This window comes from Massilia sp. FBCC-B171 (genome assembly GCF_059134155.1).
Genome location: NZ_CP101443.1, coordinates 2,957,032 through 2,975,542, shown reverse-complemented (window position 1 = coordinate 2,975,542; position 18,511 = coordinate 2,957,032). Strand labels below are relative to the sequence as shown.

At 57.0% G+C, this 18,511-nt stretch carries 13 protein-coding genes, 1 pseudogene and 1 other annotated feature; of the genes and pseudogenes, 10 read left to right on the top strand and 4 right to left on the bottom strand.

The genetic code is table 11. From position 1 onward, the window contains the following. Nucleotide 1: 1 nt before the first annotated feature. Together NMB41_RS13480 and NMB41_RS13475 are read left to right on the top strand one after the other, a co-directional pair. Complete coding sequence (locus tag NMB41_RS13480; RefSeq protein ID WP_494378328.1) at nucleotides 2-916, top strand: PD-(D/E)XK motif protein; 915 nt, start codon at nucleotides 2-4, stop codon at nucleotides 914-916. A 286-nt stretch (nucleotides 917-1,202) separates the two neighbouring features. Further along, complete coding sequence (locus NMB41_RS13475; RefSeq protein ID WP_494378327.1) at nucleotides 1,203-1,952, top strand: hypothetical protein; 750 nt, start codon at nucleotides 1,203-1,205, stop codon at nucleotides 1,950-1,952. Nucleotides 1,953-2,013: 61 nt separating this feature from the next. Here the strand turns inward: NMB41_RS13475 and NMB41_RS13470 are convergent, their stop codons facing one another. Continuing rightward, the gene (locus NMB41_RS13470; RefSeq protein ID WP_494378326.1) at nucleotides 2,014-2,505 is read right to left on the bottom strand and encodes a very short patch repair endonuclease; all 492 of its coding nucleotides are present in this window, start codon (nucleotides 2,503-2,505) and stop codon (nucleotides 2,014-2,016) included. A gap of 48 nt (nucleotides 2,506-2,553) precedes the next feature. Here NMB41_RS13470 and NMB41_RS13465 point away from each other — a divergent pair, with 48 nt between their 5' ends. Both NMB41_RS13465 and NMB41_RS13460 read left to right on the top strand, forming a co-directional pair. Next, the gene (locus NMB41_RS13465) at nucleotides 2,554-4,272 is read left to right on the top strand and encodes a DNA cytosine methyltransferase (protein ID WP_494378325.1); all 1,719 of its coding nucleotides are present in this window, start codon (nucleotides 2,554-2,556) and stop codon (nucleotides 4,270-4,272) included. A gap of 295 nt (nucleotides 4,273-4,567) precedes the next feature. Next, nucleotides 4,568-5,761: pseudogene (locus NMB41_RS13460) on the top strand (AIPR family protein). Nucleotides 5,762-6,320: 559 nt separating this feature from the next. On the opposite strand, the gene NMB41_RS13455 reads toward NMB41_RS13460, so the two are convergent. From NMB41_RS13455 to NMB41_RS13445, 3 genes are all read right to left on the bottom strand, one after another. Further along, nucleotides 6,321-7,876 (bottom strand): IS3 family transposase gene (locus NMB41_RS13455; RefSeq protein ID WP_494378324.1). Its coding sequence is split into 2 segments (ribosomal slippage): nucleotides 6,321-7,414 and nucleotides 7,414-7,876, totalling 1,557 coding nucleotides; the frame shifts between segments, so codons are not numbered across the junction. Then, nucleotides 7,873-9,060, bottom strand: coding sequence for a hypothetical protein (locus NMB41_RS13450; protein WP_494378323.1), 1,188 nt, complete (start codon nucleotides 9,058-9,060; stop codon nucleotides 7,873-7,875). The genes NMB41_RS13455 and NMB41_RS13450 overlap by 4 nt, the downstream gene beginning before the upstream one ends. 590 nt (nucleotides 9,061-9,650) lie before the next feature. After that, nucleotides 9,651-9,767: a sequence feature (AL1L pseudoknot), on the top strand. Nucleotides 9,768-9,906: 139 nt separating this feature from the next. Next, nucleotides 9,907-10,512, bottom strand: a complete 606-nt coding sequence (locus NMB41_RS13445) for a hypothetical protein (RefSeq protein WP_494378322.1) — start codon at nucleotides 10,510-10,512, stop codon at nucleotides 9,907-9,909. A 253-nt stretch (nucleotides 10,513-10,765) separates the two neighbouring features. On the opposite strand from NMB41_RS13445, the gene NMB41_RS13440 reads away from it, so the two are divergent. The 6 genes from NMB41_RS13440 (at nucleotide 10,766) to NMB41_RS13415 (ending at nucleotide 18,469) form a co-directional block, all read left to right on the top strand. Beyond that, nucleotides 10,766-12,574 (top strand): DUF262 domain-containing protein, encoded by a 1,809-nt coding sequence (locus tag NMB41_RS13440; RefSeq protein WP_494378321.1) that lies wholly within the window; start codon nucleotides 10,766-10,768, stop codon nucleotides 12,572-12,574. After that, nucleotides 12,571-15,012 carry a DUF262 domain-containing protein gene (locus tag NMB41_RS13435; protein WP_494378320.1) on the top strand — a complete coding sequence of 814 codons (2,442 nt, stop codon included), beginning with the start codon at nucleotides 12,571-12,573 and terminating at the stop codon, nucleotides 15,010-15,012. The genes NMB41_RS13440 and NMB41_RS13435 overlap by 4 nt, the downstream gene beginning before the upstream one ends. A gap of 10 nt (nucleotides 15,013-15,022) precedes the next feature. Continuing rightward, nucleotides 15,023-15,670, top strand: a complete 648-nt coding sequence (locus NMB41_RS13430) for a hypothetical protein (RefSeq protein ID WP_494378319.1) — start codon at nucleotides 15,023-15,025, stop codon at nucleotides 15,668-15,670. Further along, nucleotides 15,642-16,118, top strand: a complete 477-nt coding sequence (locus NMB41_RS13425) for a hypothetical protein (protein WP_494378318.1) — start codon at nucleotides 15,642-15,644, stop codon at nucleotides 16,116-16,118. The genes NMB41_RS13430 and NMB41_RS13425 overlap by 29 nt, the downstream gene beginning before the upstream one ends. Before the next feature lie 176 nt (nucleotides 16,119-16,294). Continuing rightward, a complete protein-coding gene (locus NMB41_RS13420) occupies nucleotides 16,295-17,626 on the top strand; it encodes an MBL fold metallo-hydrolase (RefSeq protein WP_494378317.1) in 1,332 nt (443 codons plus the stop codon). 123 nt (nucleotides 17,627-17,749) lie between these two features. Further along, entirely contained in the window at nucleotides 17,750-18,469 is a 720-nt protein-coding gene (locus NMB41_RS13415; RefSeq protein WP_494378316.1) for a hypothetical protein, read from the top strand. Nucleotides 18,470-18,511 lie beyond the last annotated feature (42 nt).

Here is an 18,511-nt window from a genome sequence, read left to right as displayed (position 1 = left end):
TATGGATGTACTTGAAGAGATCCGGCGTGGCCTTGCCCACCTCGACGACAGCGGACGCATGCTCCCCATCGCGACCCTGCCGGCGACCGCGCCGGCGTGGGTATTCCGGGAAGGAGCCACGTTCGGAGTCGCGGTGGAGATGGAAAGCGAGCGGTTGGTCGCCGAAGGATTTGCCGGAGCGCGACTTGCCACCGTTGACCGGCTGATCGAAGGAGTGACGCGGCGTTTTCTTCGGCTCGAATCTTCGATTCTCGCTCTGCGGAACGAATTTGCAGTGGTGTGCGCACAGATGGTGGATTCGGGATGCGACGGTGCATCTCGAAAGGCCCTGGTCGCCGACCCGGCCGCATGGTGGGAGCGGTGGCGCCATCTGCTGGGCAATGCCGTTACCGCCCAGCCCACGTACGGAACGCTGGCCGAACTGCTCGCATTCGAGCGACTGATGACTCGGGGGGAGGAGGTGGACTGGTGCGGCCCGCTCGGCGGTACGGTTGATCTCGTTACCGCTGCCGGCGCTTACGAGGTCAAGTCGACGGTGAGCCGTTATGATTCGCGGATCCACGTTTCGGGCCAGTTCCAGCTTGCACTTGCCGATGTCATGCCGCTGACCTTGGTGTTCTACCGTTTCGAACCTGGATCCCCGGGAGAGTCAATCAACGGTGTATGCCGGCGGCTCGCCGCTACAGGCATCGCCGCCGCGGCGCTCCTCGACGGGCTGCTCACACGCTGCGGTCTCGAGCCGGGCTGCTCTGCAAGAGACGAAACGTTTACGGTGCTGGAGTCCCGGATATACCCTGTCAACGCGGACTTCCCCAGGATTGTCCCTTCCAGCTTCAAGGGCGGGATTCTGCCGACTGGAGTTGTGCATATCGAATACCAGGTTGATCTTTCCGGCTTGGTCAGCGCGCCGTTCTGAACCGACCGCGTCGGCACAGTCCGTATCCGGCCTGAACGCGCGAAATGGCACCAACTGACAGCCACGTCGTTTGAAGGTTAGGGATCAGCTTCGGCAATGATCCGGCACCGCTGAAGGCGTCAGCTACCGGAGAATATGTGGCGTCCAAGGCACATGGTGGGAATGTGTGAATTTTCCAAAGGAAAATATCGATACACTGATGCATCGAACGCCGCATGGCCCTGCAGCGACCTTCATTCAAGCCGGCCTGCCCTGCCGTTTTGAGTCTACTACTCTGGAGAATCCCTTGATCAGGAAGCCCGTCAACGAACTGCATTTCATCCAATCACGGGAACCGATGTCGACTGTCGAGATTGACCTTGATACGCTGCCGGAAGAATGGTTCGGGTATGCACAGCTCGTCGAGTCTGCACTGGTGCCGCTGGCCGCCGCGAATCCGCAGCTCTGCGCAACGGTGTACGTCTGCCAGGGTCCAAGTGTCAATTTCGGGAAGTACGGTTATTCGGCTTTCTTTGGTGTTGCCGGAGACCGCCGTATCCTTGGTGCGCTGTACGCCTCGTTCAGCGGCGCCCGCGGACTCAAGACAAGGTATAGCGACCAGATTCAGCAGTCACAGGCGCTCTGCCAGTACCATATCGAGGGAGGCCTGCTCTGGCGGCCAGATGAGGGTCATGTCTGGTACGCCGGTACGGATGACGATGCGGATGGAGGTGAAGCCGAAGGCGTCGAGGACGATGAAGACGACGTGGGCGTGGAGGACGAGGGCTTGGAGGAGGACGAAGCCGACCCGGAGGGTGGTGCAGCGCCGGAAGGGTCCGGGAGCGGCCAAGACGTGCAGGTCGTCGCCCCGCTCGTACGCACGGAACTGCCGGCACGTTTCCGGGCTGCGCGCTCTGACGCCAGCGTAGGCAGTATCTGCCGAAGCATCGAGGCAGTGTTCGGACTCCCCGAGGGTTCGGTTGCCCTGCGCGGACCGGAGAAAAAGGCTCTCCGTTCCGATGCGTCGATCCGTACTCTGCGCAAGCGCTGGGAATGACGTCGGCGGGATCGGCATGATGCGGAGGAAGCCCACAGGCATGAGGTGCAGAATCGAGCGGTCAGCTCTCTGCTTGCCCGAGCCCGAGCCAACCGACGGGCATGACCGACAGGTTAAGCAGGTTGTTGCCGATGGTGTCGGCATCCTCGCTGATTTCGGACGCGAGCCTCTGAAGTCTCTCGACCGGATCGCGCCTGAGTTCGCATTCCCAGACAACGATGACGCGCCAGCCAGCTGCCTGTAACGAGGCCAGCTTGCGTGCATCGCGATCGACGTTCGTCTGGAATTTTGCATTCCATTTCTCGATATTTGACGCAGGTGTCGTGGCATAGCGACATCCGGGATGTCGATGCCAGAAGCATCCGTGAACTAGAATGGCTACACGGTATTTTGGGAGAACGAGATCCGGCGAGCCGGGAAGGTCCCGTGCATGCAGCCTGTAGCGGAAACCTCTCGCATGAAGGTAGCGTCGTACCGTCATTTCGGGCTTCGTGTCCTTCGACCGGATCCCCGACATCATTCTCGACCGAGTGGCCGAATCGACTACGTCCATTTTTCCTAGTATCCTATGCCCCCACGCAAGTTTTTACGTTAGGCCAAGTTGCTCATCGAACCGCAATCCATTTTCACGGGTCATATTCCCATCGTCGATCTCTTTGCCGGGCCGGGAGGTCTGGGAGAGGGATTTTCATCGGTGCAAGATGATCCGTTTCGGATAATTGTATCGGCAGAAATGAATTCCTCCGCGCGCAGTACGCTGCGCTTGAGAGCCTTCTATCGTCAGCTCAAACGCGAGGGCGGAAGCGCGCTCGACTCCTATTATCGATTCTGCAATGGCGAGGCGGATTTCCCGTACGACGATACGAACCTGAAGCTGTGGGAGGAGGCGGGCGAAGAGGCGCGGCAGCTCGAGCTCGGGAAGCCGGCTGACAACGAGGAGCTGGACAAGCGGATTTCGGAGCATGCGCTGGGGCCGGATACGCCTTGGGTGCTGATTGGCGGACCGCCGTGCCAGGCATATTCTCTCGTCGGAAGGGCGCGCAATCGGGGCAAAATCGAATACCGTGCCGAAGAGGATCATCGTCACTTCCTCTACAAGGAATACCTGCGGATCATTCAGAAGTACCGACCAGCCGTCTTCGTGATGGAAAACGTGAAGGGCATCCTGACCGCGGCTGTGGGCGGGAAGAAGATTTTCCAGACGATTCTCGAAGATCTGTCGGATCCCGACAAGGCCATGGGCATGCCGGCCTCGGGCAGCGGATACCGCATCCATTCGCTGACCTGTTCGACAAGCTACTCGGCCAAGGATGCGCCGCGCAAGATCGATGTGCACGATTTCGTCATCAAGGCGGAGCAGCATGGCATTCCCCAGGCGCGCCACCGCGTTATCCTCATTGGGGTCCGCGATGGCATCGGTTTGGGAGCGCCCGGCCATATCGACCTCGAGAAAGAGGTCACGGTCGAGCGCGTCATTGGCTCCTTGCCGCGCCTTCGCAGCCGGCTCAGCAAGGAGCCGGACTCGAGCGAGAACTGGGCCGAGGTCGTTTCCAGTCACTTCGGCGAGATGGCATGCGAGGTTGGTGCCGCGCAGTCCCGGGGCGAGCTGAGGGAGGCACTCGAGGAAGCCTCCCGCAGCATTGCGCGCGGACTGGGTACGGGCAGCAACCAACTGCACAAGCATGGCCCGGACGATGACGATCCGGCACTGCTCGATGGCTGGTACCACGATCCGCGCCTCCAGGTCTGGCTGAACCATGATGCGCGGGGACATATGCGCGCGGACCTGCGTCGCTATGCGTATGCTGCAGCATTCGCCTCGGCGTTCGGCTGGTCGCCGAAAGGGCATGGCGAGTTCTCTCTGCCAGGCTTGCGGCCCAATCACGAGAACTGGGAAACCGGCAAATTTTCCGATCGCTTCCGCGTTCAGTTGCGCGCGCGGCCTGCGACAACGGTCACGAGCCACATCTCCAAGGATGGTCACTACTTTATTCATTACGATCCGAGGCAATGTCGAAGCCTGACGGTGCGGGAAGCGGCAAGACTGCAAACCTTTCCCGACAATTATTTCTTTCAAGGGAACAGGACAGAGCAGTTCCACCAAGTCGGGAATGCTGTCCCCCCGCTTCTGGCAAAAAAAATTGGAGACATCGTATTTGCATTGCTGCGGGGCGGCGATGCGGGTACGTCGTTGCCTGCCCAGCAGGATTTGTGGACATGCGATGCTTCACAGGAAAGTCGGCTTGGCTCAGAGGGTGTAGACAAAACTGGCACCCTGGCCGTAGCATGCTGCGACGACGATGGTCGGAACGGCTGCTAGGACAACAAACGTCCTCGCGATGATTTTTCAGTCGCTTGGCAACCCAAGTGGCGTGTTACCAGCATTAAAACTGAACATGTCGAAGTTTTGCGCGGTATCGTCATGGGGTCTGCAAGAGCCCATGCTCAGAATGCCACCAAGTATTAGTCCGAAATCTATTGTGGACTCGCTTCTGAAACCGCTCATCAAAGAATAAACCTCGTCAAGCAGGTCGGCATCGTTTCTGGCGACGACTACCAGAGTAACGTCTGTACCATCGCCGGCCCATCTTGGCCGCGATCTACGAGCGCCATGGATGCCGTCTTCTCGAAGGGAACATCGGGACCTTCCTGAGTACAAAGGCAAGATCAACTCGGCCATCCAGGTGACCATTGCAGAGAAACCGGAAATCTTCTTCGCGTATAAGAACGACATTGCAGCAACTGCCGAGGCAGTTGAATTCGACTAGGCCACCTCGCGAATCGTCAGGGCGGCCAACCTGCAGATCGTCAATGGTAGCCAGGCCACCGCAACGCTGGTGGCCGCATGGCGTGATGGATAGGATCTGTGGGAGGTCTGCGTGTAGATGAAGCTGTCTGTGTTGTCGCCGGCGCGTGCCGGCGAGCTCATACCGCTGATCGCACGCTTCGCCAACAGCCAGAACAAGGTCAACGAGTCCGACTTCTTCGCGAACCACCCATACCACCACCGGGTCGAGCAGCTGTCTCAACGCGTCATGGCGCCCGCAGTGGACGGAGGCGAGCCGACCCGCTGGTAATACGAGCCGACCCGCTGGTACTACGAGCGGTCACGCGGGCAATACGTCAACGAACAGAAGAATCTCGACAGCAGCGGCAAGAAGCGCTTCCTCGCACTGAATCCGAAACCGCAGCTGCTGACGAAGATCGATGTCGCAAGATACGAGAATACCTAGAAGGGACTGCCCCACAAGGTCAGCTACGGCGCGCAGAAGAACTTCATTTCCTTCGCCAGCTGGCTGGCAAAACGGTGGACCGAGAACGACAGCGCATTCGACGAACTCTATTTCAGGAATCTGGTTGCGATGGCGATCCTGTTCCGCCATACCGAACGCCTGGTCGGCGAGCAGCCCTGGTATGCGGGCGCATACCGTGCCAACATCGTCACCTATGCGCTGGCCGTCCTTCAGTTCACGGTACTGAAGAGCGGCAAGGGGCGTCAGCTCGACCTGGACGAGATCTGGCGCACGCAGCGGGTTCCCGAAGCGCTCAGTGACCAGATCGCAGTCATTGCCAGGGCCATGCTGGGCGTTCTGACCGACCCGACACGTCCACGCGCGAACGTGACCGAATGGGCCAAGCAGGAGGCGTGCTGGGAGCGGGCACGGGCTGCCGCCGTGCCGCTGAACCAGCAGGTCTTCGACGACCTGGTCGACCCGATTGCGCGCAAGTATGCCGAAGGGAGCGGGGTGCAGCAGGTGGGTTACGGGGTCTTCGCGAGAACTGCGGTGCTGGGGATGCGGCCAGGCTAGTGGGAGGAGCTGCGGCAGTGGGGTACGGCAAACGCCATGCTCGACTTGCGCGAGACGGAACTGCTCAGGTCTGCCACCCGGATTCCCAAGTTCGTTCCATCGGTGAAGGAGTGCGAGCGGATCTGGTTGATTCGCTCGAAGCTGATAAAGAATGGTTTCGAGGAGCCTTGGAACGCTTGAGCGTGCATTAACCAATCCCGAATTGCTGCATCTTGAATTGGCGTGACCCACGAAGCGACTGTTACGATCGAGCCAGCTGAGCTAGGCGACCGCCGCCGAAGCAGTAGCGACAGCGGTAAGCCGCCGAAAAGCACACTGAACCAGTCTTGACGAAACTTTATATATTGGCGCTTGGCATGTAGCTGGCTGTGAAAGTGTTGTGAATTGCTTACACATTCCGGACTACGAAGCGCCTTAGTAAGAAACTTTTTCTCTGACAGGAGAAATAGCCGTGCGCTGCAGGGCTTCTTTTCCCGAGATTAACTACTTGATGAACCCCTGTTCACTTACTGATCGAGCGGCCGCCATCGGTGTTTGTCAACGTAGTTGTCGCGTCATCTCACGCAACCTGCTTTGATTCTTCTGGCCGAATCCGTTCCGGATTCAACCAGACATGATCGTCCAGATTCCAGTTTCTGACACCCCGCGACCAGCGCTGCGGATGGCGGCTTCTGGCCTGTCGATACACTTGTTCGCGATGTTCCAGGATCGCTCCGGCTTGACCACCGTGGCGCTTTGCCGGCGTCACGAATTTCAGGCCGCTGTGCTTATGATCCTGGTTGTACCAGCGCACAAATTTCTGCGTCCATGCGCGTGCGTCCTCCAGCGTCTGGAACGGCTTACTTGGGTAATCCGGGCGATATTTGCAGGTTCTGAACAGCGACTCGGCGAACGCATTGTCGTTACTCACGCGGGGCCTGCTGAAGGACGGTGCAACGCCTAACTGTTCCAACGTGGCCAGCATTGTCGAACCCTTCATTGCGCTGCCGTTGTCCGAGTGCAGAACCAGCGGCCGGCCCGCCAGGCCTTCGGCCAAGCTGGCCCGGCGCATCAGCCGCGCTGCCGACTCTGCCGATTCCGCCTCATGGACTTCGTGACCGACGATTTTCCGGCTGTAGATGTCGAGCACCATGTACCAGTAGTGGTACTTGCCCTTGATCGCGGCCGGCAGCCACGTGATATCCCAACTCCAAACCTGGTTCGGCGCCACGGCGCAATGGCTTGTGAGCACGCGAGCACTTGGCTTCTTTGCCTTGCCGCGATGCTGCTGCTGCGAAGCCGCCTTCAACACGCGGTAGAAACTCGATTCCGATGCCATATAAACGCCGCGATCGGCCAGCGTCGGTACGATCTGGCTTGGCGGCAGGCTGGCGAACTCCTCGCTGTTGGCGACAGCGAGAATCTCGGCCCGTTCGTCCTCACTGAGCTTGTGGGCAGGCTCTGGCCGCGCACTCGTCGGGCGGCTGTCGGCAGCTACAGCAGCGTCGCCGTCGCGCACCCACCGCTGAAACGTACGCAGGGTAATGCCGAGCTCCTGGCAAGCCGGTGACAACCGACTACCTGCTGCCTCTGCTTCGCGGATCAACGCAACACACGACAGGCGATCTGGGACGCTGATCAGTCTTCCTCTTTGTCCCCCCAGATCGCCTGGGCTTTTTTTCGCAGGATCAGCAGCGCTGCCGCCTCGGCCAAGGCCTTCTCCTTGCGCTGCAAGTCCCTCTCCAGCTGCTTGATGCGTTTCTTGTCTTCCTTCGATTGCGTCTGCTGACCGCGCACCTGCTGCGCCACGTTCACGTTAGCCGCCATGCACGCAGCCCGCCACGTGGCGATCTGCTCTGCGAAAAGCCCCTTGCGGCGGCAATACTCCGACAGCTCGCTTTCGTTCAGCGCTGCTGTTTCGAGCACCACCGCGAACTTGTCCTCCGAAGTCCATTCCTCAGCATTTTTCCCACTACCTGGCACCGGCGTTCCTTGATTACGAAGTTGACGGCGCCAAGTATAAAGCGTCTGCTCGGTGATCCCACTCTCACGGGCCAGTTCCGACACCACCCGGTTCTGGGGCGGCATCATCTGCCGTAGTAACGCTTCTTTTCGTTCTGCTGAATACTGCTTCACACGCTCTCTCTTGCCCGTCCCCGGTATGGCTTTACTTCATCAAGTGACGCGACAACTATTCTGACACCGGGGGCCATTGACCTTGCCTGAATGGAGTCGAGTGCTTGTTCAGTGGTCAGAGAAAGTGCTGGCTTTACAAGAGCTAGATTATATTGATTCACGGACGGCAGCGCAGATAATTTTTGCTTGAAGTTTAGCTGAATTCGATTCCAGACTGCATCATAAACTGCATCCTTCTCAACCTGCGTAAAATCGTAATCCTGTCGAAGCAGACTACGGGCGTCGGCTAGATGTGCTTCTATGTCAGTGCGGACACGTTCCGCATCGGCGGCTGAGGTAAAGAAACGTACTTTCTCTTCCGCTAGCAGGAACAATGTGACCCAAGGCCGCGTGGCACCGAACGCTAGGGCATCGATCGGGTTCGCAAAGTACTTGCTTTGATAACCCACTTCGATTACGAAATAGGTTGTGCCGGTGATGGCGACACCCCTATAAGTTAACTGCGCGCCGTCCCATCGTAGATCATTCCCGGCTGTAAGATATGTTGCATAGCTATCCGATGTATCAGCCGCGAAACAGACATAAATACCAGGTGGCAATAGACCATTTGATGGTAGGGGAGATTGTGTAGTCAAATGGTTGACCAGCAACTGACGGTTAAACAAAAAATCGGCTAGATTTTTTGTCACATTGATTACGCCCAGTGTTTGCTGGTTTATAGAGAGGACCGCAGCTGGACCCGTAGACATTGCCGATACCATTGAAACCATGTCGTCCACACCGTCGCGAGAGGTCTTGTTGATGTGCAGGCTCATGCTGAGTGAAGAAAACGTCATGGGCAGATGGTCGACAATCAGTCCACTGTAGCCGAGATCGACCATTGATCTATTTTTCCTTAGTTCCTTTGGCAAGCCCACCTTTGTTAGCGACACGGGCATCCCTGCCACTGTCCCTGACAAGTTGACAGTAACGACGGACTGCCGGTTTCGTTCGACCATATTGGTCCAGTAGTTCGAATTCTGGTAAGCAGATGCTTTCCGCAGCCAGACAGTCATATATGCGTTTCCGGGACTGGGACTTGTCACATCTCCAAAGGTAGCTGAGTCGATTCTTTTCCAAGGGGAAACGCTTTGTCCAAAAGCATTAAGTGAAAAAAACAGCAGGAGCCACAGGAGCCGCGACATATCGTTACCTCCATATTTTTTGTATAACCTACCGACTGACCGAAACTGCATGGTCAGGCTTGCCTTGAAAATAAGGTTTAAAGATTATGCAACGTATTTACGCCAAAACGGTGTCGGTTTATTTTTTATTTCTAGTGATAGGAACACTACTTAAGTTGTCTGGCGTAAATGGAAGGTTCTGACATGAGATAGTTGAAATTTGACTGCTTAACTCAGATTTTCATGAAACTCGCAAAACGCGTCAGAAGGATCAACCACTTGGAATAGTTAAGCTTTTAGTTCGCCGATCATACGCAACGCCTCGGTCGTCAGTGCCGAGGACGGCGCTTCGTGCAAATTGTAGAGTTAGACCCGAGCGTGCGTCCGGCACGCTGTTTTCTGTATGGCGCTACTTTCCTGGAAAGCGAACCCGGCACAGGCATGTGCTTGAAGCATGCATTCCAAATTGGCCAGATGGGTTTGCGGGTGAACGCCTTTGCGATCAGAGCTATAGGCAAACCGCAGAGCGGCCGGAACGATGTCTCCGCTTGGTTATCGCGCACGTAAGTTCAGCGGCGCGGCAAGGTAAACAAGATCTGGGACTTGGCGAGTGCGTTTTTCGCTCAAGCGGAGATCGGCCGCCATTTGAAGCCGGGAAGGCGTTCATTGACTGGTGCCTCTATATCTAGGGTGTCGAGCCGATCTGCAAGGTGATGCAGGTCGCACCGTCGGGCTACTGGCGCACGCTGCGCAGCAGCGCAACCCCGCATTGCGGTTTGCCCGCATTCAGCGCTACCTCGTGCTGAGCATCGACATCGAGCGTCTCTGACATCCGCTCTGCAGGAGTAACGAGAGCCTGCATGGCGACTACAATCGGTGCAGCGTGTAGCCCTGCAATTCGGAGATGCCCTCGCGAAGCAGCTCACTGCTGATCGTGGCCTCTGTCGGATCGCACATCCACATGCTGATCTGCTGATCCCCGCCATCGGCATGCACCCATGCATCGATCCTGTGCGTGAAACCGCGCGCTTTGTATTTCCTGTCGAGTGCCGCGAGCTTTTTCTGCTCCGCCAGCTGCGCTTTCTGCAGTTCCTTGTCGAACGCTTTCAGGGCGCACTGTTCGCATTTTCCATCGCGATGCTTCAGTGATGTGTCAGGATCGAACGCCGGGTTATGACATCCGCGCGTTCGGCACTTCACTATCCGAACACTATCGAGCAGGCGGCCGACATCCGCTTCGGTGGCCTTTCTGAACTGCAGTTCGTTGTCGATCACGATCGTGAGACCACCGCCGACTAGCTTCACGGAAATCTGGAAGGGGGAGTCATATAGCCACACGGATGGTGACACGGAAGCACTCAGTTTTGCGTTGAAGGGACCCTCTCGAGTATGGACGTAGTTCTTCAGCGGATTGTCCGGCCCTTTTTGCCGCAATCCGTCCTGAAATTGATTGATCCATTCGTTCTTGTCCATCAGGTTGTCTGTACTTTGCCTCTGCATGCATCCGTACACCATGCACGGGACATTAGCGACAATGCTTGGGATCATAACATTCGGAACAGACCCGCGCTACGGCGGCCTGGTGGTGGTTCGCCTGCCGGGAGGGCGCAACTGGAGGCAAAGCTCTACGTCACACCCGCTAAAAATCATTCACGGTGGAAATTGGTGAGTTTTTCGCCACCTCTCTGCACCTATACTCATGGCCTCTACTCTTCGAGAGCCCGCCGTGTCAGCTTCCCAAATCAGTACCAGATCAATCAACTCCCTTCTCGGCGAACGGTTCCACGTGCCGGCCTATCAGCGAGGTTACCGATGGACGGAGCGCCAAGTATGCGACCTGCTGGACGACATATGGAATTTTCAGGCGCAGGCAGAGAACCAGGAGAGGTCCGCCTTCTACTGCTTGCAGCCGGTGGTCGTGCTGAAGCGCGAAAGTGGCGAATGGGAGCTGGTCGACGGGCAGCAACGCCTGACAACCATTTTCCTCATACTCGACTACCTGAAGCCGATCCTCGAGCTTCTGGGCAAGCGGTCGTTCACGCTCTCTTTCGAAACGCGTGAAACCAGCGCCGCCTTCCTGCAGCACATCGAGTTGCATCGTGCCGAGGAGAATATCGACTTCTTCCACATGTGCGAGGCGCACAAGGCGATCTCGCGGTGGTTCGAGGGGCGTGACGGCAGCCACAGAATCAAGTTTCTCCAGTGCCTGCTCAATGGCGACGACGTCGGCAAGAACGTGAAGGTCATCTGGTACGAGCTTCCCGAATCGGAGAAGCCGGTCCCGGCATTTACTCGCCTCAACGTCGGCAAGATCCCGTTGACGAACGCGGAGCTCATTCGGGCACTCTTTCTCAGAGAGGGTAACTTTTCGCGCAGCACCGGTCACCTGGAGCGGGCTGCCATCGCTCAGGAATGGGATGAAATCGAAAAGGCGCTCCAGGACGACGATCTCTGGTATTTCCTCCATAGCGGCAGCAATATTCCCAGCAGCCGGATCGAGTACCTGTTTGAGCTGATCGCACGGGAAACGCTCGGCGACGTTCCACTCCTGAGCGACCCCCATGGGACGTTCCACTTCTACCAGACGAAATTCGAGGCCCCCGACGCGGACGTGGCCGGGGAATGGCTGAGGGTGAAGCAATCGTTCATGCGGCTGCAGGAATGGCATGGTGACCGCACGCTCCATCACCTGATCGGCTATCTCGTCAACGAGGGGGACGACCTGCTCGCGCTGAGAAAGATGGCGGTCTCGATGACGCGGGCCGCGTTCCGGCAGGCCCTGAAACGGAGGATTCACGACCGCCTGACCGGAAGCGCGATGCCGGATGGGGCGGTCATTGACCAGGTGCGCGAGTCGGTTCGGAAAACACTGCAGGGACTGGATTACGAGAGCCCGGCGGATCGCAGTCGAATCCGTTCTGCACTTCTGCTTTTCAACATCGCAGCCTTGCTGGAGAGCGAGAAGACGACACTGCGTTTTCCGTTCAGCCATTTCAAGAAGGAGAAGTGGGACATCGAGCACATCCGGGCCATCGCGACGCTTGCGCCGAGCAGCATGAGCGAGCGTCTGGACTGGCTGACGGACATGCTCGATTACCTCGACGCCAATGGGGGTGCCGACGAATTGCAGCGCAAGGCGCAGGCATTGCGGGAGATCCTGGTGCACAGCTCGGTCCCGCCGGGACCGAGCTTCTCCGAACGTTTTCAGGCCCTTTACGATGGCGCGCTGGATACCTTCGACGGCCGTGGAGAGATGGCCGACGATAACACCATCGGCAATCTGACCCTGCTCGATTCTTCCACCAACCGCGGATACCGGAACGCGGTGTTCCCGGTGAAGCGCAAGAAGATCATTGATCGGGACAAGCATGGAATCTTCGTACCCTTGTGCACGAAGAACGTATTCATGAAGTACTTCAGCACAAGCATTGACTGCATGACGCTCTGGACCACGACGGATCGCGAAGACTATGTCAGCGCCATCGTGGAAAGCCTGGCGCAGCTCTTTCTCGACCGGACAGGACAACAACAATGAGCAACGACATCGTGAGCGGCGGTCAGGAAGTCACCTTCCGCGAACTGTTCGGACGGCACGCGCTGGTGGAGATTCCTCTGGTGCAGCGCGACTATGCGCAAGGGCGCAGCAGCGAACATGAAGTGCGTGACGAGTTTCTCGAAGCACTGTTCGGCGCTCTCATCAAGGAGGAGGGCGATGTCGGGCCGCCCCTGAATCTGGATTTCGTGTATGGCAGCGTCGAGGCGGACGGACGCGACGCGTTTGCACCCCTCGACGGTCAGCAGCGGCTTACCACGCTGTATCTCCTGCACTGGTATCTTGCATGGCGCGACGGGGAACTCGGGGACTTCACGGATTTCATGCGCGATGGGAACCATTCCCGCTTCGGCTATGCGATTCGGCCGAGCAGCAGGGAATTCTTCGACGCGCTGGTCACGTGGACGCCCGGTTCGCTCCCGGGCATGGACGTGCGCCTGTCCACATTGCTGGTCGAGCAGCCCTGGTTCTTCCGCTCATGGCAGCTCGACCCGACGATCCAGTCGGCACTGTCGATGCTGGACGCCATCCATGGCAAGTTCGTTGCAACCAATGGTCTGTACGAGCGAATCGTCCGGGAGGAGCGGCCGCGCATCACCTTGCACCTGCTCGACCTGAAAAGTTTCGGTCTGTCCGACGACCTCTACATCAAGATGAACGCGCGCGGCAAGCCGCTGACTCCATTCGAAAACTTCAAGGCGAGGATGGAGCAGCATCTGGAGTCAGTGTACGCTGGCGACACGTACGTGCTGCACAACGAACCCGCGACGCTCCGGCAGTACTTCAGTCATCGTATCGACACCGTCTGGGCCGACATCTTCTGGCATTACCGCGACAAGGCCACCAACGTCTTCGACGAACGCGTCATGAATCTCGTGCAGACGCTGGTCGTCGTGACCCGCAACCCGGACGCGCAGGGCAGCGAAGGGATGCTGGCAGCGCTGCGCAATGCCGCGCGTCCGTTCTCGTTCAGACGCTTCCACGAAACCGGCTGTCTCGATCGCCCGTTCATCGACGTGCTCGTTGCCGTGCTCGACGCCTGGAGCGGTTCGCCAGCCGGCATCCGTCCGGTGCTCGGGCCGAATCCGTATTTCGACGAGCTGGCGACCTTCTCCCGGGCAGTGAACGACAGCAGGGACCTGACGTACACACAGCTTATCCAGTTTCACGCTTACTGTGCCTTCATTCACCGGCACCCGGATCACCTCCGCACCGAGCGTTTCGTCGAATGGATGCGGGTGATTGTCAATCTTTCGGAAAACACACCCTACGATAACGTCGGAGACCTGCGCCGTGCCATTGCCGGCGTCAATGCCCTGGCAAGGCACGCGCCCGACATCATGAGCCACTTCGCCTCGGGTATCTTCGAAGTTCCCGGGTTTACCGTCCAGCAGGTCCGTGAGGAACAGCTGAAGGCGCAGTTGATGGTGCGCGATCGCGAGTGGCGAACACGCATCGTCGAAGCCGAACGGCACGGATACTTCAAGGGCCAGATCGAGTTCCTGCTGAAATTCTGCGGGGTCCTGGACGCCTGGAAAGCGGCCGGCGGCGCCAGCTGGTCGGACCAAGTCGACGCCGCCTTCAGGCACCGGTTCGACGATTACCATGCACGTGCAACCACGGTATTTGGTCAAGGGGGGCTGCTGTCCTTCGGCGACGCACGATGGGAGCGCGCCTTACTCTCGATCGGCGATTATCTGCTGCCGATCGGACGCAACTTCCACTTCGGAGATGCGGCAAACCGCGACACCAGCTGGAAGCGACTATTGCGCAGCAATGCCTCCGACAGCGGAAACGACGCGGCCCGGCGCATCCATTTCCGGACTCTTCTCGATAACGTTCCACCCGGGGATCCGGATGTGGCGGGGACGCTGGACCGCATCATCGCGTCGACGCCTGCGACTGGTGACTGGCGCGAGCCCTTCGTTCGCTGCCCGGCGCTGATCGAGTACTGCAAACAGAGGATGATTCGATTTCTTTCACCGGATCGAATCTACCTCCTGAGCAGGAAGCGGATGAGCGCCGACCATGTGGAGTCGTTCACGTATCACCTGTATCTGACGGCACTGCTGCCAATGGCCGGGCAGGGCCTTCTTGCGCCTTTCGGCAAACCCGTCTACAGGAGCGTCAACACCGACAGCGAGGAACCGGGCATCGAGCTGACCGGCATTCTTTGCGACGTCACCGTCAAGCTGAGCATCCATGCTGCTGCGGGCGGATTCACGTTCGCTCTCGCCTTCAGCGGATCCGGCGACCCGGAGCCGATCATTGGCAGCCTTGCCGGGACGGGAGGGTTCGAGCGGGCAGGGGAGCAACTGACGCGTCATCTGCCGCGCGATTCTGCGAAAGCCGTGATCGGCGACATTGCCGGCCTTCTTCGCTCGTCGATGCCGGCTGCGATGACAGGATCGGAAAATTGAGGGGAACGTTGTGAAAAAAGTGGATTCATATGCGCAGCTGGAGGCGCTCGGACGGCAACGTCTGTCGCCGAACTTCTTCATGCGCGATTTTCTGTACAGCGAAATCGCGGCCTGGAATCAGCTTCGCAACGTCCCGGATTTCCCGGATCGTGCACTCGAATCCGGACGCATGCTGTGTACCGAACTCCTGGAGCCGCTGCAGGCCGCGTTCGGCAGAATCAATATCCGCTCCGGCTATCGGTCTCCGCTGGTGAACGGGTTCGGGAACGAGCACGGAATGAACTGTGCAAGCAACGAGCACAACTTTGCCGGGCACATATGGGATTATCCCGACAAGTCCGGTGGCCACGGCGCCACGGCATGCATCGTGATCCCATGGCTGGTGGACCATATCGCGAACGGCGGCAGCTGGACCGACATGGCCTGGTGGATTCACGACCATCTGGACTATAGCTCGCTGTACTTTTTTCCCAAACTGGCTGCGTTCAACATCAGCTGGCACGAGAAGCCGGTTAGGTGGATCGGCAGTTACGTGGAACCGAGGGGCTGCCTGACTCGGCCAGGCATGAGCAACCACAATGGGCTGCATGTTGACCAATATCCTGGTTTTCCAAATCTTGGCGGCCCTGATGACACCAGAGATATCACGATTTCGTGAAGAGCACATCGAAAGACGAACTGCCGGGGGCTGTACGTTGACAAACATGAGTACGCCTGCTTTTTCAGCGTCCAGTGGAACGAGTTCCGCAGTCAGTTATCGTGCGATTCACAGCCGCACTGCATGGCGCAAGGCATTCAACCACAAGTCAATTGATACAGCGCTGAATGGGATTAACGGGGCAGCCGGCCTGTTCTCGGGAAAGGCGCGGATCGATTATGGCCAGCATGGGGAGCCTCGTTACGTCCTCGTCTGGGAAAGCGGGGAGGAGACTGGGTACGTGGTGGGGGTGATGCCGGGATCTCAGTCCCAGCCCGGCGTCATCACCGTTCCAGTTGCAACATTGCTTGATTTCGAGGCGCGAGGTGTGGCCGACGTCTCCTGGATTGAGCAGCGTTTTGCCCAAGCCGCGCCACTCGGCTTCGGCAATATTAAGAGGCAACCCTGACTGTGCGATTCGTTGGTCCTGATAGATAGCGTGTTTGCATCTTGCCGTCAAAATGCACGCAATAGTCAAGGGCTTTAGTGCGGACCGAAGGGGGCGAGTCACGGAACGACGATGGAACTTGGCAGGTTCGGAACCCGGGAACCGCTCATATAACAACCTGATTCGAAAAGCTATTCATGCACATGTATCACGTTCGTCAACGTTTCCATGCCGTTGGTCACGGCACATTCCTGACTGGAGTCATTGCCAATAATATAGGCACAAAGTTCAGCTGGGTATACGATTGCGGCTCCAAACGCTCCCTACCATTGCAGAATGCACTGAACGAAATGTCAGCATGGGAATATTGGCCAGACCCGATTGACATGGTGGTGTTGTCGCACTTTGACGACGACCATGTGAATGGTATTGAAGAGCTGCTAAAGCAACGACGAGTCGGGACCCTCGTCTTGCCTTACTCGGAGTGGCAGCAGCGCCTTCACGGCGCAGTAATCGGAGGACTGAAAGGCATAGCGCCGTCCACCGCCCAGATGCAATTGGATCCGACAGGCTGGCTTGAGTCGAGAGGACTGGGACAGCGAGTGGAGCGACTGGTGCTGATAAGAGGCGGCGGAGACGACTCGAGCCCGGATGGGACTCCGGTTGCGCCATATCTTTTGCCAGGAGGCCCGCAAGACGAATTCAACGACAACGAAAGGCGCGACGCGGAAACGCGCCGCGGTCTGGCAGATGACCTGCGGTTGAATGGCTCAGCGCCATCGACGTTCATGCAAACTCGCTCCGTGCGCCATCAGCAGCCGATGCGGATTGGCTCACTGCCGATTGAGTTCATGTTCTATAACGCCGAGTTAAGCGGGGCCGCGCTCGGCATTATCAGGACTGTTGGCGGCGAACTAGTTGCGAAAAAGTCCGGGTTGCGCCTGTCACAAGTAAGACGGGAGATCGAGAAAACGATAGACGCCCTCGGTCTCGTTTATCCGTTTGCTTCGCTCCCCAAGGATTGGCGGACGAGACTCAAAGCATGCTATCAATCGCATTTTGGTTCAACAGGAAATGCCCGAAACAACATTTCGTTATGCATGGAAGTAAGACCATTACTGAATGGTGATACGGTCGACCCTTGCGGGTATTTTTGCGATCCGCTTCGTGTCAGCAAAGTTCATATCATCGAAATCGAGCCAGCGTCCGACTTCGATTTTTCCCGACCGGCTGTACTCTGTACTGGTGATTTGAAGCTCAATCAAGAAGTCATCTCAGCAATGCAGGCCCACTTCGGTACGACCAGGTGGGGGCAGATTGGCCTGACGCAAGTGCCACATCACGGATCTCAGCATTCCTGGAACGTCGGGAATGCAGCTCTTCTTGCACCCTCTGCTTTTGTGCATTGCGCTCCGGGGGTAGGAGTACACCCCCATCCCAACGTAACCGCGGATCTGGCCCATTCAAAAGTTTTCACCGCAGACTATAAATGCTCAGTCACGCTGGACTACCATTTTGAATCGCCATGAAAGGGACTGTCTGATCCGCAGATGTCACAGATTGAAACGAACTAAGTCTTTACGAGGACTTCTTCATTGGCCCGTTGTTCTAACCTTTCGTTACAAACAGCCGCCCATGTGTTTGAGAATTTAATGCATTTCGAAGATAGGAGGCTTGAGTTAGAAAGGTATGATGACTTCCAAATAAAAATTCCTGCGCGCTATTTTCGCCATCCAAGTTTAAACTTGAGAGGCCTGCAATCTGAGAAGGAAGACAACAATTTAGCTGACATCGCAAACCAAACGAAAAGAAGGTTGAACTACGTTAAGGACCAATCCTTTATTTTGAGTCAACTGCACAAATTGGAATTTATCTCGGTGTTCTCTCATCTAGAGGCATATATCGAAAGCTTATTAACCAAAATTTTAAATGTTGAAAGAAAAAATGCGGCTGCACGGGTTCGTAAGGAGCCGTTGCCGAAGCTAATGATTGAAGTCTTTAATGAGATTGATATAAATATCGTTAAAGCTATAGACCTTTTCGATGGTGAGGCATTAAAATTTATTAGTTTTTGTCATAAATTGAGAAACTTGCATACTCACAACCTCGGTATAGTGACTGAATACTTTTACAAGGAGTGCGTAAGCGGCGGCTTCCTTTGTCATGACACGTGTGTTGAAATATCTGAGCCGGTGCTCGATTTCGCACGACTAAACTTCTCATATGTGAGCAAAATATTTGAAATTGGGAAGACGGTAAACTTAACGACGCTATCACAGCCTTTCCGACTGCTGTCGCGGGAAATTGTCTTTATCTCTGAAGCGTTTTGTAAGGAAAAAATAAAAAGAGTAAATAGAGATGGAATGCCCTAATCGGCTATCTAAAAATTCAGCAGAACATAATCCTGCGTGCTA

Bases quoted from the DNA above. Each gene is read 5' to 3' on its own strand.
- NMB41_RS13450 (WP_494378323.1), bottom strand. From the start codon at position 9,060: ATGTCGCGGCTCCTGTGGCTCCTGCTGTTTTTTTCACTTAATGCTTTT.
- NMB41_RS13480 (WP_494378328.1), top strand. From the start codon at position 2: ATGGATGTACTTGAAGAGATCCGGCGTGGCCTTGCCCACCTCGACGAC.
- NMB41_RS13435 (WP_494378320.1), top strand. From the start codon at position 12,571: ATGAGCAACGACATCGTGAGCGGCGGTCAGGAAGTCACCTTCCGCGAA.
- NMB41_RS13470 (WP_494378326.1), bottom strand. From the start codon at position 2,505: ATGGACGTAGTCGATTCGGCCACTCGGTCGAGAATGATGTCGGGGATC.
- NMB41_RS13420 (WP_494378317.1), top strand. From the start codon at position 16,295: ATGCACATGTATCACGTTCGTCAACGTTTCCATGCCGTTGGTCACGGC.
- NMB41_RS13445 (WP_494378322.1), bottom strand. From the start codon at position 10,512: ATGGACAAGAACGAATGGATCAATCAATTTCAGGACGGATTGCGGCAA.
- NMB41_RS13415 (WP_494378316.1), top strand. From the start codon at position 17,750: ATGCATTTCGAAGATAGGAGGCTTGAGTTAGAAAGGTATGATGACTTC.
- NMB41_RS13425 (WP_494378318.1), top strand. From the start codon at position 15,642: ATGACACCAGAGATATCACGATTTCGTGAAGAGCACATCGAAAGACGA.